Consider the following 17,854-nt stretch of genomic DNA (forward strand, 5'->3'; position numbering starts at 1 on the left):
GCCCTGTTTTTAGGACCCGCTGTCTTCCGCCAATTCTTCTTGCCCTGTAACCATTTCATCACGGTAATCGAATGTAACGCGCCCCAGATGCTGGTTGCGGATGTCACGGATGATGATTTCAGCCGTCATTTCATAATCGACTTCGCCATCAGGGCCGATCATATAGCGCTTCTTGCCAATATGGTCGAAAGTCTTCACCAGATCTTCGTCGATGTGGTCAATGCCGTAGCGGTCCATCAAACGGTCCGGGTAGCGTTTTTCCAAAAACTTCAACGCATAGATCGCCAGTTCCTGCATTTGGATGACCGAGTCTTTGATTGCCCCTGTCACCGCAAGCTTCTGGCCGGTCTCCTGGTCTTCGAACTTCGGCCAAAGAATCCCCGGCGTGTCGAGTAACTCGATTTCCTTGCCGACCTTAATCCATTGCTGTGCTTTCGTGACGCCCGGCATATTGCCTGTTTTCGCCAGGCTTTTCTTGGCCAAGCGATTGATCAATGTCGATTTCCCTACGTTCGGGATGCCGACAATCATGGCGCGTATAGCACGCGGCTTAATGCCTTTCGCTTCCATCCGGTCCCATTTTTCTTTGAGGATCTCCTTCGATGCCTTGGTGACCGCCTGAAGCCCTTTCCCTTCCAAGGAATTTATCGCCACGGCGCGTGTGCCTTCACGTTCGAAATGCTCGATCCACTTTTTTGTTTCCCGCTCATCGGCCATATCCATTTTATTGAGGATGATGAGACGGGGCTTTTGCTGGATGACTTGGTCGATCATCGGGTTGCGTGATGACAACGGCAACCGTGCATCCACCAATTCAAAAATGATATCCACCAATTTCAGTTTTTCCGTTACTTCCCGGCGCGCTTTCGCCATATGCCCGGGAAACCATTGAATCGTCATGACATCACTCCTTATTTTACGATGCCGGCTTCATCCACCGGCCAAAAAACGAAATTCGTATTGCCGATCACTTCATCGATCGGCACCAGCCCGATATGGCGGCTGTCCTTGCTCGCCCTTCGGTTATCGCCCATGACGAATACATAGCCGTCCGGGATAGTGGAGTGGCTGGTGATATCCTCAAGCACGAAATCTTCCGTCAAGGTGCCGGTAATGCCGGTCTTATATTGGTCCAGGTAAGGTTCTTCAACTGCTTCCCCATTTATAAAGAGCTGGTCTTCCTCATAGGCAACGTGGTCGCCCGGCAAGCCGATGACCCGCTTGATATAGTCTTTTTGTTCCGGCGCATGAAAGACGATGATGTCGAATCGATCCGGTTCGCCGATATCATAGCCGATTTTATTGACGATCATCCGGTCGCCATGCTCTAGAGTCGGCATCATCGATTCCCCGTCCACCACAATGGGGGTGAAGAGGAAAAACCGGATAATTGCCGCAAGGCCGAACGCGATCAGTAGAGCTTTGGACCATTCCCATACTTCATTTTTCTTTTTTCCTTCAGCTTCCATGCGTGTTCCTCCCCGCGCTTAATGCTTTAATTGTACAGCGAAACAGGGTGTTTAGCAAAGAAAAGAAAAGCCATCTCCTTGCAGGCGCTGTGCTCTTAGCGCCTTGAAAACAGTACAATAAAAGGCCCTGGCGAGAAGCCTGGGCCTTTTAAATGCAAAAGAAGAAGGCATTAAGCCTTCTCCCCTGTTTGCAATATTAACGGATTTCTTTGATGCGAGCTGCTTTACCGCGTAGGTTGCGCAAGTAGTACAATTTAGCACGACGTACTTTACCACGGCGAGTAACTTCAAGCTGAGCGATTTTCGGTGTGTGTACAGGGAATGTACGTTCAACACCTACACCGTACGAGATTTTACGGACAGTGAATGATTCACTGATTCCGCCTCCGCGACGGCTGATAACGACTCCTTCGTATACCTGGATACGTTCGCGAGTTCCCTCGACAACTTTCACGTGGACGCGAACAGTATCTCCTGGACGGAAATCTGGAAGATCCGCACGAAGTTGTTCTTTAGTGATTTCAGCAATGATGTTTTGCATGTTTTTTCTCTCCTTCTACAGATGCTCTTGCAATCCGTAATCTTTGCAGCGGAACACCGTGATTCGTGTACTTTACATAAAAGTACATTCTCCATACTATCACTTCGTGCGTCTGGCTGCAAGAGCTATCGCGATTTATTTTTCGGCTTGTAAACGAGCCAATATGGTTTTCTGCTTATCGCTAAGTTCTACATGGTCAAGAAGGTCCGGGCGGCGCTCAAGTGTGCGTTTCAGCCCTTGCTCCTCGCGCCAGTCTTCGATTTTGGCATGGTTTCCTGAGGTCAGGACACTAGGGACAGCCATTCCCCTGAAGTCAGCCGGCCGCGTGTAATGCGGATGCTCCAACAGCCCGGTCGAAAAGGAATCCCGGACCGGGGAATCGCTATTGCCGAGCACGCCCGGCAATAGCCTTACGACGCTGTCGATCACGGTCATGGCCGCCAGCTCCCCGCCTGTCAGCACGAAATCGCCGATGGAAATCTCGTCAGTGACCAAATGCTCCCGGATCCGTTCATCATAGCCTTCGTAATGCCCGCAAATGAAAACGAGTTCGTCTTCGCGGGCCAGTTCTTCCGCCTTTTTCTGCGAGAAGCGTTCGCCTTGTGGGCACATCAAGATGACACGCGGCTTTTTGCCCTCTTTCGTGATGCTTTCTACTGCATTGAAAACCGGTTCAGGTTTCAGCACCATGCCGGCGCCACCGCCGAACGGGTAATCATCCACCTGGCGCTTGTTGTCGGCAAACTCCCGGATATCGACGACCCCCAAAGTTACCGCCCCTTTGTCCTGGGCTTTCTTCATGATCGAATGCTGGAACACCCCTTCGAACATGGGCGGAAACAGGGATAATACTTGAATGTTCATCATGATAACAGGCCGTCCAATACATCGATGGTAATTTTCTTTCCTTCGATATCGACTTCTTTGACCACGTCTTCGATGTAAGGGATGTAATGCTTTTTGCCTTTGGCCGGCGTCACTTCCCAAACATCATTCGCTCCGGTCTCCAATATTTCCGTCACTTTGCCTATTTCCTCGCCTTCCTCAGAAAACACATGGCAGCCGAGGATTTCGTGATGGTAAAAAGCGCCTTCTTCCAAGTCGCCGAGGTCGTGTTCGGCGATTTTCAGAAAGCCTTCCTTGAACGGTTCGACATCATTGATGGTCGGGTAGCCTTCGAAAGATAAAAGGTCGAAGTTTTTATGGGTACGGTGGCTCGCCACTTTCACCATGATCGGTTTTTTTGCCCCTGCCGTAAAAAGCCCGAGTTTATTGCCGATCGCAAACCGTTCTTCCGGGAAGTCGGTGCGCGACATCACGCGCACTTCCCCGCGGATCCCGTGGGTATTGACTATTTTTCCTACGTTAAACCATTCCACGCCTATACACCCTTCCTGTTTTTTTCCTGAAAAAAAGGAAGGAACCGGGGCTCCTTCCTTTCAATCCACAATATCAAGGTACGTTTTCTTCTTATGATAATTCCCTGCTGCTGAATAGACGACAGAGCGCACGGCTTTCGCCACACGTCCTTGCTTGCCGATAACTTTCCCTGTATCGCTTTGATGCACGGAAAGCTTGTAGACGACTCGGTTAGTGTTTTCGTCTTTTTCAATACGAACTTCTTCCGGATGATCAACTAGCGGCTTGACGATCGTTTCAATCAGCTGCTCCATAAGAACGCTCCCTTACTTGTTTAGTTTTTCGTTATGGAATTTTTCCATAATGCCGTTCTGAGAGAACAAGTTGCGTACTGTATCAGACGGTTTAGCGCCATCGTGAAGCCATTTCAACGCCAATTCTTCGTCGATTTTCACTTCAGCTGGAACTGTCAGCGGGTTGTAAGTACCTACTGTTTGGATTTGACGGCCGTCACGTGGAGCACGTGAATCAGCGACTACGATACGGTAGAAAGGAGACTTTTTAGCTCCCATACGTTTTAAGCGAATTTTTACTGCCATTTTATAAAGCACCTCCGAATAGTTTCACACAAGATATTATATTAGCAAGCTTTAAAAGGTTTGTAAAGTATTTTTTCTTAACACTATCAAATTTACTTGAAAAGCGAGTCCAGCCCTGGCATCGACATCTTTTTCTTGCCCTTTTTGCCGGCCATTCCGGACATTTGTTTCATCATTTTCTTCATGTCCTCAAACTGCTTGAGCAGCCTGTTGACGTCTTGGATGGACGTTCCGGAACCACGCGCAATCCGTTTCTTCCGGTTTGCATTGATGATTTCGGGAGTCGTCTTCTCCTGGACCGTCATCGAGCGGATGATCGCTTCGACGCGGCCCATTTGGCTCTCATCCACTTTGGCGTTTTCAAGTCCCTTGATTTTACCCGCGCCTGGGAGCATCTTCAAGATTTCGTCGAGCGGACCCATTTGCTTCACTTGATCCAATTGCTCAAGGAAATCATCGAACGTGAACGAAGACGTGCGGAATTTCTCTTCCAATTCCTTTGCTTTCGCTTCATCGACGCTCGTTTGCGCTTTTTCGATCAAGGACAGCATATCGCCCATGCCGAGTATGCGGGAAGCCATGCGCTCTGGGTGGAATGGTTCAAGTGCGTCCATTTTTTCGCCTGTCCCGATATACTTGATCGGCTTTTCAGTGACCGTGCGGATCGACAGTGCTGCACCGCCACGCGTATCGCCGTCAAGTTTCGTTAAAACGACGCCTGTGATGCCGATTGCGTCATCGAAGCTCTGAGCTACGTTGACAGCGTCCTGGCCGGTCATTGCATCGACGACAAGGAAAATCTCATCCGGCTCTTTGATCGACCGGATATCTTTGAGTTCCTGCATCAATTGCTCATCGACATGCAGGCGGCCTGCCGTATCGATGATGACTGTATCGAGATGTTCCGCTTTGGCGTGTTCGATCGCTTCGCGCGCGATATCGACAGGATTCGCATCTGTGCCCTTGGAAAACACAGGCAACGATAATTGCTTGCCGATCGTCTCGAGCTGGTTGATCGCTGCCGGGCGATAAACATCCGCTGCGACAAGCAATGGCTTGCGGTTGTTCTTCTTGCGGAGCACGCCTGCAAGTTTACCGGTCGTTGTCGTCTTACCGGCACCCTGCAAGCCGACCATCATGATCACTGTCGGCTGTCGCGTGGAAAAATCGATCTTGCTTTGCTCGCCGCCCATCAGTTCCGTCAATTCGTCCTTGACGATTTTCACGACTTGCTGCCCTGGCGTCAAACTTTCCATGACTTCAAGGCCGACAGCCCGTTCACTGACTTTCTTGATGAACGACTTGACTACTTTCAAGTTGACGTCCGCTTCGATCAAGGCAAAGCGGACTTCGCGCATCATCTCTTTTACGTCTGCTTCCGACAATTTCCCTTTGCCCTTGATTTTGGTCATCGTCCCTTGCAGGCGTTCAGATAATCCTTCAAATGCCACTATTACCGCCTCCTAGTCCCATTCCTTCAATTCATCCAGAAACTTCTGGACATTGTCATCCGTGAATGGCTGTTTTTCAAAAGTCGAGACGAGTTGCTTTCGCCGCTGGAATTTCTCGAACAGCCGCAACTTCTCCTCATATTCTTCTAGCATCGCTTCGGTCCGGCGGATATTGTCATACACCGCTTGGCGGGTGATTTCATACTCTTCGGCAATTTCGCCGAGCGAATGGTCATCCAGATAATACAAGCTCATATAGCTGCGCTGTTTGGGCGTCAGCAGTTCCTGATAGAAATCAAAAAGATAATTCATTCTTGTCGTTTTTTCCAGTCCCATCAATGACGCTCACCCCATTCATACTCCTGTATACCATACTGAATCCCAAAGCCTCCGTCAAGTAATTTTACTTGTCTGAGCTCATTTCTTCCTGTTCTTCATGATCGAGGCCTTCGGCAAATAAACCGTAAACATATTTCTGCGGGTCGAACGGCTGCAGATCATCGAGCTTTTCACCGAGCCCGACGAATTTCACCGGGATGTTGAGCTTGTTGCGGATCGCCAGGACGATACCGCCTTTTGCTGTCCCGTCGAGTTTCGTCAAGACGATACCGGTCACTTCCGTCACTTCTTTGAAGGTCTGGGCCTGGATCATGGCATTTTGGCCTGTCGTCGCATCGAGTGCGAGCAGCACTTCATGAGGCGCTCCCGGGATTTCACGGGCAATGACGCGATGCACTTTCTGCAATTCGTTCATTAAATTGACTTTGTTCTGCAGGCGTCCTGCCGTGTCGCAGATCAGGACGTCAATATTGCGCGATTTTGCGGCGCGTACGGCGTCGTACATGACCGCTGCCGGGTCGGACCCCTCGCTTTGCTTAATGGTCTCGACGCCGACGCGCTGCCCCCACACGTCGAGCTGGTCGATCGCTCCGGCACGGAACGTGTCGCCCGCTGCAAGCATGACGGTTTTGCCTTCGTTTTTCAGGCGCTGTGCCAATTTCCCGATGGTGGTCGTTTTGCCGACGCCATTGACGCCGACCATCAAGATGACGGTCGGGCCGGATTCGGCAAATGTCAATTCGCTCAATTGCTGGTCGCCCGCCTCATAGATTTCGACCAATTTCTCGGAAATGACCGACTGCACATTGGACGTGTCTTTGACATTCTGGCGTTGCACTTCAAAACGCAATTCTTCCATCAAATCCATGACTGTCTCGAAGCCGACATCCGCCTGGAGCAGCACTTCTTCCAATTCCTCGAAAAAGTCTTCGTCGACTTTGCGGTAACGGGCGACCAGGTCATTGATCTTCGATGTGAAGCCGGTACGCGTTTTGCTCAGGCCTTCGCGGTATTTCTCTGTTGATTGTTCCTCTTCAACATTATTGCTGAACTTATCTTTCAATTTTTTAAAGAAACTCATCGAATCACTCCTTATTTGATGTCTTCCTGCAATTTCACGGAAACCAGTTTGGAAATGCCTGATTCCTGCATCGTGATGCCATATAATACATCAGCGCCTTCCATCGTGCCTTTACGGTGCGTGATGACGATGAACTGTGTATCTTCACTGAATTTTTTCAAGTACTGACTGTAACGCACGACATTCGATTCATCAAGCGCCGCCTCGACTTCATCCAGCACGCAGAATGGCACCGGCCGCACTTTCAAGATGGCGAATAGCAAGGCGATCGCCGTGAGCGCCCGCTCCCCGCCGGACAGCAGGCTCAGGTTCTGGAGTTTCTTGCCTGGCGGCTGCGCGATGATGTCGACACCTGTCATGAGCAGATCGGACGGTTTAGTCAATACCAGATCCGCCGATCCCCACCGAACAACTCACGGAACACATGGCGGAAATGACTGCGGATCGCGTGGAATGTTTCGTCGAAGCGCAAAGTCATCTCTTCATCCATTTCCTCGATCAGATTGCGGAGCGTGTCTTTCGCTTCATTCAGGTCATCCCGCTGCTCACTCAGGAAGCGGTGGCGTTCTGCGACATGTTCATATTCCTCGATGGCGCCGATATTGACGCTGCCGAGTTCTTCGATCGACTGCTTGAGAAGCTTCACTTGCTTTCTGACAGTCGCTTCTTCTCCTACTAGCGGGTAGTGGCTTGCCGCTTCAAGGTCCATTTCATAATGTTCCTCAAGCTGACCGAGCAGGCCTTGCAATTGCACTTCAAGGCGCGTCGCTTTCACTTCGCAGATGCGCACAGCTTCCGTAAACCCTTTATGGATGCGGCTTTGTTCACGCAACTGCTGTTCCTCCCCATCGAGTGCATGCTGCAGTTTTTGGCGCTCTTTGCGGGAAGCGTCGACGGTTGTGTTCGCTGACTTTCGTGCATCGGACCATTTCTGGATTTCCGCCTCAATTTCTTCATCCGAAAAGCTTTTTGAAGCTTCTTCCGATTGGATCCATTCCAGCTCGCGTTCAAGTTCCACGAGCCTATGGTCGCTGGTTGCCCGGCGTTCCGATAATTCACCCACTTGCGCAGTGAATTGCTGGATACGTTCTTTGTGGACAGCCATGTCTGATTTGAATTCCGCAAGTTTCGCCAGCAATTCGCCTCTCGCAGTTTCCTTCTGCTGCTTAAAGCCGGTCAATTCCTCAATTTCGCCGTTCAACCCTTCCAGTTCAAGGGCAATCGCTTCCATGCGCCCCGCCGCCTCTTCCTTGCGTGAAGCAAGTCCCAAGAGATCCTGCTTGGTCTGCTGTTCGGCACGGAACAGCGCAAAGCGGCTGTCGGTCGTTTTCCATACCGCTTCGATTTCCCGCAGATGAATCGCGCTTTCCGCTTCAAGTTCCCGGTAGCGCTCGCCTTCCATACGAAGCTGCTCTAATTGCTCTTTTGCCATTTCTGCACGCGATTGCAATTCCCGGACTTTCCCTTCGGCTTCTGCAATGGTGCCTTGAAGTTCAGCTGCCTGTTGTTGCAATTGCTCGAGTTCCGCTTTTCTTGTAAAGAACGAGGCCTGGTTTTTTGTCGCACCGCCTGTCATCGAACCGCCGGCATTGATGACATCGCCATCGAGTGTCACGACGCGGTACCTATGGCCGATTGCTTTGGCGATCGATGTTGCGCCTTCCAAGTCTTTCGCGACAAGGACATTGCCGAGCAGATTCTGGAAAATCATCGCATATTGATCGTCATAGCTGACGAGCTGTGCAGCGATATCCACAAATGCCGGATGCGCCGAAACCGATTGCACCGCTTGGGGGGAGATCTGTCTCGCTTTCATGACCGTCATCGGCAGGAATGTGGACCGCCCTGCCCGTTTTGTTCTTAAAAAGCGAATCGCTTCGCTGGCGCTTTTTTCATCGCTCGTAACGATATGCTGGCTGGCTGCGCCAAAAGCCGTTTCAATCGCTTTCGCATAAGGCTTCTGGACATCCGCGAGTTCCGCGACAGCGCCGATGATACCGCCCAGTTCATTGCGTTCCCGGGCCTGTAAGACTTCACGCACGCCGTGGAAGAATCCGGAGTAATCTGCCTCCAGGTCCTGTAAGGTCTCGATGCGCGCAGCTAATTGTTTATGGGATTGATATGCCTGGAATAACAAGGATTTCTTATGGTCATAATCCGCTGCCAATTGTCGTGCGCCGTCTTCTTGTTCTTTGAAATGTCGGCGCTTGAGTTCCAGGTCTGCATGGATTTCTTCATACGCTTTTTCCGCCTGCTCTTTTTCGCTCAATAAGCGGGCCAGTTCTTTCTTGAATGACGCTTCTTGTGCGGCAATGCGGCCGCTCGATTCGGTCATTTGCTGCTGCTGGAAATCGATGTTTTTCAGTTCGTTCTTGAGTCCAGCCTGTTCATTCATCAATTCGATATAGAGGGATTTCTTCGCTTCGATCTCATTGTCGATATCGGCAGGCGTCAGGTTCAATTGGGCCTCTATTTGCTGAATCGACTTGCGGATCTGCTGTTGCTGCAGTTTCTGCTGTTCGAGGGAAGCGCTTTGTTCCACATGGCGTTGCCCGAGTATAGCCGCTTCCTTGCGCTCAAGCTTAATCGACTCTTCCAATGCCTGTCGCTGGCGGTCTGCATTATGCTTTTTCTCGGACATCAGCAATTTGCGGCCTTCCCATTTTTCGGACTGTGAACTCGCTTCAACGAGTGACGCTTGTGCAACGTCGATTTTTTTGTCCAGCGCATGCACCGAGCGTTTCGAAGCCGCAATCAATTGTTCCGTTTCTGAAATTTCTCCCGCAAGCCGCTTTTCTTCCTTTGCATGCTGCAAGGCTTCCTGGGCCAGTTCCGAAAGCTCTGCCTTCAGCGTATTGGCGTCATGTGCCAATAATGCAATATCTGCGTCTTTCAACTGCGCACTCATGTCCAGATAATCCCGTGCCGCTGAGGCTTGCATCTGCAGCGGCTCCATCCGGCCGTCAAGTTCGTGCAGGATATCCAGCACACGGTTCAAGTTCTCGTCCGTTTCATTCAATTTGAACTCGGCTTTCCGCTTGCGTTGTTTGTATTTCAAGACACCGGCCGCTTCCTCGAAAATCGAACGCCTCTCGTCCGCCTTGCTGTTGAGGATCTCATCCACCCGACCTTGGGAAATAATGGAAAATGCTTCCTTGCCCAATCCCGAATCCATGAACAGATCGGTGATATCTTTCAGCCGGCATGCTTGCTTGTTCAGCAAATAGGCGCTTTCCCCACTGCGAAAAACCCTTCTCGTTACGCTGATTTCGCTGTAATCGAGAGGGGCTTTGCCGTCCGTATTATCCAAAACCAATGTGACTTCCGCAAAATTAAGCGCTTTCCTTGAATCGCTCCCGGCAAAGATGACATCTTCCATTTTCGCCCCACGCAGCGATTTTGCGGATTGCTCGCCGAGGACCCAGCGGATCGCATCGGTGACATTGCTCTTGCCGCTGCCATTCGGCCCGACAACGGCTGTGACGCCTGGGACAAAATCGATGCCGACACGGTCAGCGAATGATTTAAACCCGATTACTTCCAATCTCTTCAAAAACATGTTCAATCCTCCGCTGTTTCCTGCAATTTACGGATGGCAAGCTGTGCCGCCTTCTGCTCCGCTTCTTTTTTGGAGCGCCCATCGCCAAGGCCGAGTTCCTGGTCGCCCAATGATACGCGCGTCACAAAAATCCGGCTATGTGCAGGACCCTTTTCTTCGATGATTTCATAATTCAAGGTGCCGGTATTCTTTTGCTGCACCAGCTCCTGCAATTGGCTCTTATAATCCATCGCATGAGAAAAAGCACCGACTTCCACTTTCGGGAATAGCACTACCTCTAGAAAGCCCACGACCTTTTCCAGTCCCTGGTCCAGGTAAAGTGCGCCGACAAACGATTCAAAAACATCCGCAAGAAGTGCCGGGCGCGTCCTGCCCCCTGTCAATTCCTCGCCTTTGCCGAGCAGAATGTATTTGCCGAAGCCCAGTTCATTGGCGAATAGGACAAGTGACGGCTCGCAGACGATCGATGCGCGCAGCTTTGTCAGTTCACCTTCAGCCATATCGGGATATTTCATATAGAGGAAATGCGATACCGACAATTCCAATACAGCGTCGCCCAGGAATTCGAGGCGTTCATTGTCCGTGAATTGTCTTCTTCGATGCTCATTCACATAAGATGAATGGGTAAATGCCTGCTGCAGAAGGGCAGGTTGTTCAAACTGGATATCCAGCTCTTTTTGCAATTGCTCAAATGCCTGTTTCGCGCTTTCTTTAAGCGCCATTTGCTTGGTGTGTTTCGGTTTTCGTTTCATCGCCATTTTTATCTGCCTTCCTCTATTGTTCTCTTGTTGATTTTACCTGTTTTTGGGGCATTGTGCAAAAAGAGAATTGACGCACAGCTAGGCTGTGCGTCAATCTTTTGTGCTATCAAGCTGGGACGGATCCCGTTTATTCAACTTAAGCTTGTTTTTTTTCGATGTAAGTTACTGCGTCGCCTACTGTTGACATTCCTTCTGCGTCTTCATCGGAAATTTCCATATCGAATTCGTCTTCTAGCTCCATGACCAATTCAACCACATCCAGTGAATCCGCTCCAAGGTCGTCTGTGAAAGATGCTTCAGGTTTCACTTCGCTCTCTTCCACACCAAGACGATCTACGATTACTTTGGTTACTCGCTCCAATACTGTTGACAATGCCGTCACCTCCCCTCAAATCAGTATACATAATTGTGGTCTACATGACCATGCCTCCATCAAGATGCAGCGTCTGCCCGGTTACATAGCTTGCTTCGTCCGAAGCCAGGTACAAGGCCGCATTCGCCACATCTTCAGGCGCCCCGAAACGGGCAAGCGGAATCTGTGCGAGCATGCTCGATTGCACATCGTCGCCGAGCTTTTCCGTCATATCGGTCGTGATGAAACCAGGAGCCACAGCGTTTGCGGTAATCCCTCGGCTCGCAAGTTCCCTTGCGGTCGTCTTCGTCAAACCGATGACCCCCGCCTTCGCCGCCACGTAATTGGCTTGGCCTGCATTGCCCATGACGCCGACGATGGACGCGATATTGACGATGCGCCCTGCGCGCTGTTTCATCATTTGGCGTGTCACCGCTTTCGTGCACAGGAAGACGCCTTTCAGGTTCGTATTGATGACATCGTCCCATTCATCTTCTTTCATGCGCATCATCAAGTTGTCGCGGGTGATGCCGGCATTATTTACGAGGATGTCAATTGAACCGAATTCCTTCATCGCCACGTCCGCCAGCGCTTTCACCGCTTCGGCATCTGCGACATTGGCCTTTACGGCAACGGCTTTTCCGCCCGCCTGTTCGATTTCGGCTACAACAGCTTCCGCCTTTTCCTGGCTGCCGCTATAGTTGACGACGATATTTGCGCCTTCTTCGGCAAAACGGCGGGCGATGGCTGCGCCAATCCCGCGCGATGCCCCTGTAACAATGGCTGTTTTCCCCGTTAATCTGCTCATGATGTCAACTCCTCTACCGCTTTTTCGAATGACTCCAAGTCATGGACCGGGATGACCGTGACCGATCGGTCGATTTTTTTCACCAAGCCGCTCAGCACTTTGCCAGGGCCTACTTCGACAAAGGTGGTGACACCAAGTTCGATCATCTTGCGCACCGATTGTTCCCATAAAACCGGCGAGTATAATTGGTGGATCAACATGTCCTGCAATTGCGTCGCATTCGTTTCGGGCTCTGCCATAAAGTTCGTCACGACGGGAATTTTGGCATTGAGCAGGAATGAATCACTGAGCACTTTCGCCAAATCCTGCGAGGCCGAACGCATCAGCTCCGAATGGAACGGACCGCTAACATCGAGCGGAATGGCACGTTTCGCACCGCGCTCTTTCGCCAGTTCGCATGCTTTCTCAACGCCTGCTTTCGTTCCCGAAATCACGATTTGCCCCGGGCAGTTCAAGTTTGCCAACTGGACGACCCCCGCGCTCTCGGTCGCATCGTCGGTCACTTCTTCGAGCTTATCTGCGTCCATCCCCAGGATCGCAGCCATCGCGCCTTCACCTGCAGGCACCGCTTCATTCATGAACAATCCGCGCTTATGGACCACTTCAACCGCTTTCGGGAATTCCAGGACATTCGAAGCGACCAGCGCGCTGTATTCGCCGAGGCTGTGCCCCGCTGTATAATTCGGCCTTACGCCTGCACGGATCAAGCGTTCCGTAATCATCGAGCTGACGGTCAACAGTGCCGGTTGCGCGTTATAGGTCAATGTCAATTCTTCCTGAGGGCCTTCAAGCATCAGTTTCGACAAGCCCATGCCGAGCACTTCATCGGCGCTTTCGAAAAATTGGCGGCTCTTGTCATCTTCCAGGAAGCTTTCGCCCATGCCCACCACCTGTGAGCCTTGCCCGGGATAAATAAATGCGATTTGCTTCCTCATGATGGTTGTTCCTCCTTCAAAGTGCTGTATATCTTGCCGGCCACGTCGTGTTCGACCATCGTACGCGCCTGGCGGATGGCGTTATAGAATGCGGTGCCGTTGGATGAGCCATGCGCCTTGATGACAGGCGCCTTCAGCCCGAACAATCCTGCGCCGCCGTATTCGCTATAATCGAGCATCCCCTTGAGCGCACTCAAATCGTTTTTCACGAGCATCGCCGCAAACTTGGTTTTGGCCGAAGCCATGAAGACATCCTTGATCATCGCGAAGACGTTCATCGCAGTTCCTTCGATCGTCTTCAAGACCATGTTTCCGGTAAAGCCATCCGTGACGACCACATCGGCGGCACCGTTCAGCAAGTCACGTGATTCCACGTTGCCAATAAAGTTGACAGGCGCTTCTTTCAATAGCGGAAATGCCGATTTCGTCAATTCATTGCCTTTTTTCTCTTCCGTCCCGATATTCAGCAAGCCGACAGTTGGGTTTTGGACGCCGCGCACTTTCTCGGCATAGATGCTGCCCATGATGGCGTACTGGACCAGATGCTCCGGTTTGGCATCGGCATTGGCGCCGAGGTCGAGCATGAGAAAGCCTTTTCCGTCCATCGTCGGCAAAGTCGGTGCAAGCGCCGGACGGTCGACACCGTCGATGCGTCCGACGATGAACAAACCGGCGGACATCAAGGCACCTGTATTGCCTGCGGATACGGCTGCGTCCGCTTTTCCTTCTTTAACCGCTTCCGCCATGCGCACCATCGACGCATCCTTCTTGCGGCGGACTGATCGCACCGGGTCATCTTCCGCTTCGATCACTTCACTGCAGTGGATAATGGTCAAACGGTCTTGCGGTTTTATGTATTCATCGATTTTTTCCTGCTGCCCATAAAGCAATATCTCCACGTCGCTGAATGCTTCGAGGGCTTTTTTGACACCGTCGATAATTTCTTTTGGGGCGTTGTCCCCGCCCATTGCATCGATTGCTATTTTCACGTATGGTCACCTTCACTTTGTTCAGTCATGCGGTACATTTCAAATGTCCCGATAAATACTACTGCCTGGTCGACTGTCGACACCACTTTGACGAACGCGCGGTTCTTTTGCGGCTGCCTGTCGGTCACTTGGGCTTTGGCAACGACCCGCTGTCCTGCTTTAACAGGCTTCAGGAATTGCAATTCCGATTTCACCGTCAATGCCAATTCTTCGTTCATCACGGCCACCGCCAAGGAATTCGCCTGCGCGAACAGATGGTGCCCCCTGGCAATCCGGTTGCGCTGGAAAACATGTTCCGGTTTGACATCGAAAATCGAGATGGCTTTATTGTCCAGTTCTATATCGATTATCTCCCCGATCACTTCGTCGATCGGCAAGGATTTCACTTCATCGTCAAAGGTCTTCTCGGCCACATGCTTGATGCGCTCCCGAAGTTCCGGTATCGAAAGCTCCATCCGATCGAGACGGATCGTCTGGACACTGACCCCGAACTCCGCCGATAATTCTTCATCGGTCACGAACGGATTGTCTTTGATGGAGGATTTCAGCGCTGCTTGTCGCTCTTTTTTAGGTTTTCTCACTATGTCACCGCCCGCTATTAGCACTTGGTACTAATATGAGTATATAAACAACAAAAAAAGAATGCAAGGAAAATCGGTCTCCCTGCATCCTAATCAAGCCTTCCGCCTTCGAGAATGCCCGAGTCCTCAAGCATTGCCCGCAAGCATTTCGTTTCATCCGAGACCCAAAACGCTTCACTCGCGATCAATTCTTCAGCATCTTTTCTCGCTGCCTCAAGCGCGCGGTAATCATGCACCAGATCCGCCATGCGGAATTCGGGAATGCCGCTTTGCTTGCGGCCGAAGAAATCGCCGGGGCCGCGCAGCTCCAAATCCTTTTCAGCGAGAATGAAGCCGTCGTTCGTTTCGGTCATCGAGTTCATGCGCTCCTTGCCGATTTCCGTTTTCGGGTCCGCCAATAACACACAATACGACTGATCGCTACCCCGCCCGACACGCCCACGCAATTGGTGGAGCTGGGACAATCCGAAGCGTTCGGCGTCATAGATGAGCATGAACGACGCATTCGGGACATTGACGCCGACTTCGACGACTGTCGTCGACACGAGCACGGCGATCTTCCCTTCGGCGAATTCGCGCATCGTCTCCTCTTTTTCATCCGGGTGCAGGCGGCCATGCATCAAGCCGACCGTATGGCGCCCTTCAAAATAAGCCGTCAATTGCTGATACAGTTCCACTGCATTTTGGTATTCCAAAGTTTCGGATTCCTCGATCAGCGGCGCGATGACATAGGCCTGGCGCCCGGCGAGCAGCTCTTTCTCCATTCGGCCGACAATTTTGCCGAACATTTCTTTTTTCATCCAATAGGTTTCAATTTCTTTTCGCCCGGCCGGCATTTCATCAATGATCGAGACATCCATCTCACCAAAAGCCGAAATCGCGAGCGTCCGGGGAATCGGCGTCGCGGTCATGAATAGGACATCCGGGTTCAATGCTTTATCTTTCAGCACACGCCGCTGGTCCACGCCAAAACGGTGCTGTTCATCGGTGATGACGAGCCCGAGGCTTTTGAACAGGACTTCCGGCTGGATCAAGGCATGGGTGCCGATCAGAATGTCGATTTCTCCGTCCACCAGACGCTTCAGCACTTCCTTGCGCCTCTTGCCTTTGACGGAACCTGTCAACAGGGCGACACTGACGCCAAATGGACGGAACCATTCCTCGAGCGTATTGGCGTGTTGTTCGGCAAGGATTTCCGTCGGCGCCATGAGCGCCCCTTGCTTGCCTGCTGTTACGGCGGCATACAAAGCGATTGCAGCGACGACGGTCTTGCCCGACCCGACATCGCCCTGCAATAGACGGTTCATCCGGAACGGTTCTTTCATGTCGCGGCAGATTTCATTGACGACGCGTTTCTGGGCGCCGGTCAGATCGAATGGCAAGGCGTCGATGAATGCTTTCAGGCGCACAAGATCATAATCGATGAAAGAGCCGCCTTCCGCTTCCCGGTTTTTCTTGCGCAGCGCCTGCATCTTCAATTGGAACAGCAGAAGTTCCTCATACACGAAACGACGGCGCGCCTGCTTGAGCGATGCCGCATCTTCAGGAAAATGCACGGTTTCGAGCGCTTGCTCAAACGGCAACAATTGGTATTCTTCGCGGATTGACGCAGGCAGGCAATCCTGCAGGCTGCCTTTCGTCGCATCCAGCGCTTGCCGCATCAATTTACGGAAGGTTTTCTGGTGCATCGAACCCTTCAGGCTGTATACCGGCTCAAAATCTGCGCCGTCGGTCCGCGGTCCGATGGAATGGCTGGAAACCGTGATCAATTGGCGGCCACGGTCCCATTTGCCGGTCAAGGTGACGACCGCTCCGATTTGCAATTTAGCTTTCACGTAATGCTGGTTGAAGAACACGGCCTTGACGAGGTGACGCCCGACGAGCACCGTCACGGTCGTCCGCGATTTATTTTTCCCTAAAAAAAGGACGGAAGGCTCATTTTCGACCCTTCCCTCCACCGTTACCCGTTCATTATGGGGCGTTTCAGCCAGATCTTTCAGCTGGAAATCCTCGTGGCGATACGGGAAGGTCATGATCAAGTCTTCAAGACTTTCAATCTTCATGTCCCGCAAGGTTTCAGCCGCTTGCTTCCCGACTCCCTTCAATGAAGAAACGGGCGCTTTATTGTCCACTGCCGACTACCGATCCGCCGAAGATTTTCGATTCAAGCCATTTGCCGGTCGGTGTCGCGGCCAATCCGCCTTTTGCCGTTTCGCGGAACGCGCTAGGCATCGCTTGCCCGATTTCGAACATGGCGCTGATGACTTCGTCGCACGGGATGCGGCTGGTCACGCCGGCGAGCGCCATATCGGCAGCGACGACCGCATTGGATGCACCCATGGCGTTGCGCTTCACGCATGGTACTTCCACGAGCCCCGCCACAGGGTCGCAGACTAGACCGAGCATATTCTTCAAGGTGATGGCAAACGCTTCGGAACTTTGTTGAGGCGTGCCGCCAGCCATCTCGATGATGGCCGCAGAAGCCATCGCCGCCGCAGAGCCGACTTCCGCCTGGCATCCGCCGGCCGCGCCGGAAATCGAAGCGTTGTTGGCCACGACAAAGCCGAACGCCCCCGATGTGAACAGGTAACGGATCATCTGCTCACGCGTCGGGTTCAGTTTGTTCTTCACGGCAAACAATGTGCCCGGTACGACTCCCGCGGATCCTGCCGTCGGGGTCGCACAGATCGTGCCCATCGCCGCGTTCACTTCATTCGTCGCGACAGCTTTGCTGACGGCATCAAGCAATAGGTTGCCGGACAGGCTGTCGCCGCGCTCCATGTATTTCTGCAACAGGACTGCATCTCCGCCCGTCAGGCCCGAAACGGAATGGACGCCTTTAAGCCCCTTTTCCACCGCTTCTTCCATGACGGTCAAATTGCGCTCCATCTGCTGCATGATTTCTTCCCGTGAACGGTCGGTGATAAGCATCTCCTGCTCGATCATGATTTCGGAAATGAGCTTGCCTTCTTTCTCTGCCCGTTCTACGAGTTCCCTTACATTCCGGAATAGAACATCCATTTCTCATAC

At 51.9% G+C, this 17,854-nt stretch carries 18 protein-coding genes and 1 pseudogene; all 19 read right to left on the bottom strand.

The window, feature by feature from the left end; translation table 11 throughout:
* Positions 1-9: 9 nt before the first annotated feature.
* The 19 genes and pseudogenes from ylqF to sdaAA all read right to left on the bottom strand — a co-directional run bounded on the left by ylqF (position 10) and on the right by sdaAA (position 17,845).
* Positions 10-900, bottom strand: coding sequence for a ribosome biogenesis GTPase YlqF (gene ylqF, locus BBI15_RS09865; RefSeq protein ID WP_068869401.1), 891 nt, complete (start codon positions 898-900; stop codon positions 10-12).
* A gap of 11 nt (positions 901-911) precedes the next feature.
* Positions 912-1,469 carry a signal peptidase I gene (gene lepB / locus BBI15_RS09870; protein WP_068869402.1) on the bottom strand — a complete coding sequence of 186 codons (558 nt, stop codon included), beginning with the start codon at positions 1,467-1,469 and terminating at the stop codon, positions 912-914.
* 196 nt (positions 1,470-1,665) lie between these two features.
* The gene (rplS, locus tag BBI15_RS09875; protein WP_058383570.1) at positions 1,666-2,010 is read right to left on the bottom strand and encodes a 50S ribosomal protein L19; all 345 of its coding nucleotides are present in this window, start codon (positions 2,008-2,010) and stop codon (positions 1,666-1,668) included.
* Positions 2,011-2,145: 135 nt separating this feature from the next.
* The gene (gene trmD / locus BBI15_RS09880) at positions 2,146-2,874 is read right to left on the bottom strand and encodes a tRNA (guanosine(37)-N1)-methyltransferase TrmD (RefSeq protein ID WP_068872569.1); all 729 of its coding nucleotides are present in this window, start codon (positions 2,872-2,874) and stop codon (positions 2,146-2,148) included.
* A complete protein-coding gene (gene rimM / locus BBI15_RS09885; RefSeq protein ID WP_068869403.1) occupies positions 2,874-3,389 on the bottom strand; it encodes a ribosome maturation factor RimM in 516 nt (171 codons plus the stop codon). The genes trmD and rimM overlap by 1 nt, the downstream gene beginning before the upstream one ends.
* Before the next feature lie 60 nt (positions 3,390-3,449).
* Positions 3,450-3,683 carry a KH domain-containing protein gene (locus tag BBI15_RS09890; protein WP_068869404.1) on the bottom strand — a complete coding sequence of 78 codons (234 nt, stop codon included), beginning with the start codon at positions 3,681-3,683 and terminating at the stop codon, positions 3,450-3,452.
* A gap of 12 nt (positions 3,684-3,695) precedes the next feature.
* Positions 3,696-3,968: a 30S ribosomal protein S16 gene (gene rpsP / locus BBI15_RS09895; protein ID WP_068869405.1), complete on the bottom strand. Its 273-nt coding sequence runs from the start codon at positions 3,966-3,968 to the stop codon at positions 3,696-3,698.
* Positions 3,969-4,060: 92 nt separating this feature from the next.
* Complete coding sequence (ffh, locus tag BBI15_RS09900; protein ID WP_068869406.1) at positions 4,061-5,419, bottom strand: signal recognition particle protein; 1,359 nt, start codon at positions 5,417-5,419, stop codon at positions 4,061-4,063.
* Between the two features lie 12 nt (positions 5,420-5,431).
* On the bottom strand, positions 5,432-5,755 hold the full coding sequence (locus tag BBI15_RS09905; RefSeq protein ID WP_068869407.1) for a putative DNA-binding protein: 324 nt from the start codon (positions 5,753-5,755) through the stop codon (positions 5,432-5,434).
* 67 nt (positions 5,756-5,822) lie between these two features.
* Positions 5,823-6,839 carry a signal recognition particle-docking protein FtsY gene (gene ftsY / locus BBI15_RS09910; RefSeq protein WP_068869408.1) on the bottom strand — a complete coding sequence of 339 codons (1,017 nt, stop codon included), beginning with the start codon at positions 6,837-6,839 and terminating at the stop codon, positions 5,823-5,825.
* 11 nt (positions 6,840-6,850) lie between these two features.
* A pseudogene (gene smc, locus BBI15_RS09915) lies at positions 6,851-10,398 on the bottom strand (chromosome segregation protein SMC).
* 2 nt (positions 10,399-10,400) lie between these two features.
* Positions 10,401-11,156: a ribonuclease III gene (gene rnc, locus BBI15_RS09920; RefSeq protein ID WP_068869409.1), complete on the bottom strand. Its 756-nt coding sequence runs from the start codon at positions 11,154-11,156 to the stop codon at positions 10,401-10,403.
* A gap of 139 nt (positions 11,157-11,295) precedes the next feature.
* Positions 11,296-11,532: an acyl carrier protein gene (locus BBI15_RS09925; RefSeq protein WP_068869410.1), complete on the bottom strand. Its 237-nt coding sequence runs from the start codon at positions 11,530-11,532 to the stop codon at positions 11,296-11,298.
* 40 nt (positions 11,533-11,572) lie between these two features.
* The gene (gene fabG / locus BBI15_RS09930; protein ID WP_068869411.1) at positions 11,573-12,319 is read right to left on the bottom strand and encodes a 3-oxoacyl-[acyl-carrier-protein] reductase; all 747 of its coding nucleotides are present in this window, start codon (positions 12,317-12,319) and stop codon (positions 11,573-11,575) included.
* The gene (fabD, locus tag BBI15_RS09935) at positions 12,316-13,254 is read right to left on the bottom strand and encodes an ACP S-malonyltransferase (RefSeq protein WP_068869412.1); all 939 of its coding nucleotides are present in this window, start codon (positions 13,252-13,254) and stop codon (positions 12,316-12,318) included. The genes fabG and fabD overlap by 4 nt, the downstream gene beginning before the upstream one ends.
* Positions 13,251-14,243 (bottom strand): phosphate acyltransferase PlsX, encoded by a 993-nt coding sequence (gene plsX / locus BBI15_RS09940; protein WP_068869413.1) that lies wholly within the window; start codon positions 14,241-14,243, stop codon positions 13,251-13,253. The genes fabD and plsX overlap by 4 nt, the downstream gene beginning before the upstream one ends.
* Entirely contained in the window at positions 14,240-14,824 is a 585-nt protein-coding gene (gene fapR / locus BBI15_RS09945) for a transcription factor FapR (RefSeq protein ID WP_068869414.1), read from the bottom strand. Before fapR ends, plsX begins: the two co-directional genes overlap by 4 nt.
* Before the next feature lie 89 nt (positions 14,825-14,913).
* Entirely contained in the window at positions 14,914-16,956 is a 2,043-nt protein-coding gene (gene recG, locus BBI15_RS09950) for an ATP-dependent DNA helicase RecG (RefSeq protein WP_068869415.1), read from the bottom strand.
* Positions 16,946-17,845, bottom strand: coding sequence for an L-serine ammonia-lyase, iron-sulfur-dependent, subunit alpha (gene sdaAA, locus BBI15_RS09955; RefSeq protein WP_068869416.1), 900 nt, complete (start codon positions 17,843-17,845; stop codon positions 16,946-16,948). The genes recG and sdaAA overlap by 11 nt, the downstream gene beginning before the upstream one ends.
* Positions 17,846-17,854: the final 9 nt, after the last annotated feature.

Origin of the sequence: Planococcus plakortidis (assembly GCF_001687605.2) — a bacterium.
Lineage (GTDB): Bacteria > Bacillota > Bacilli > Bacillales_A > Planococcaceae > Planococcus > Planococcus plakortidis.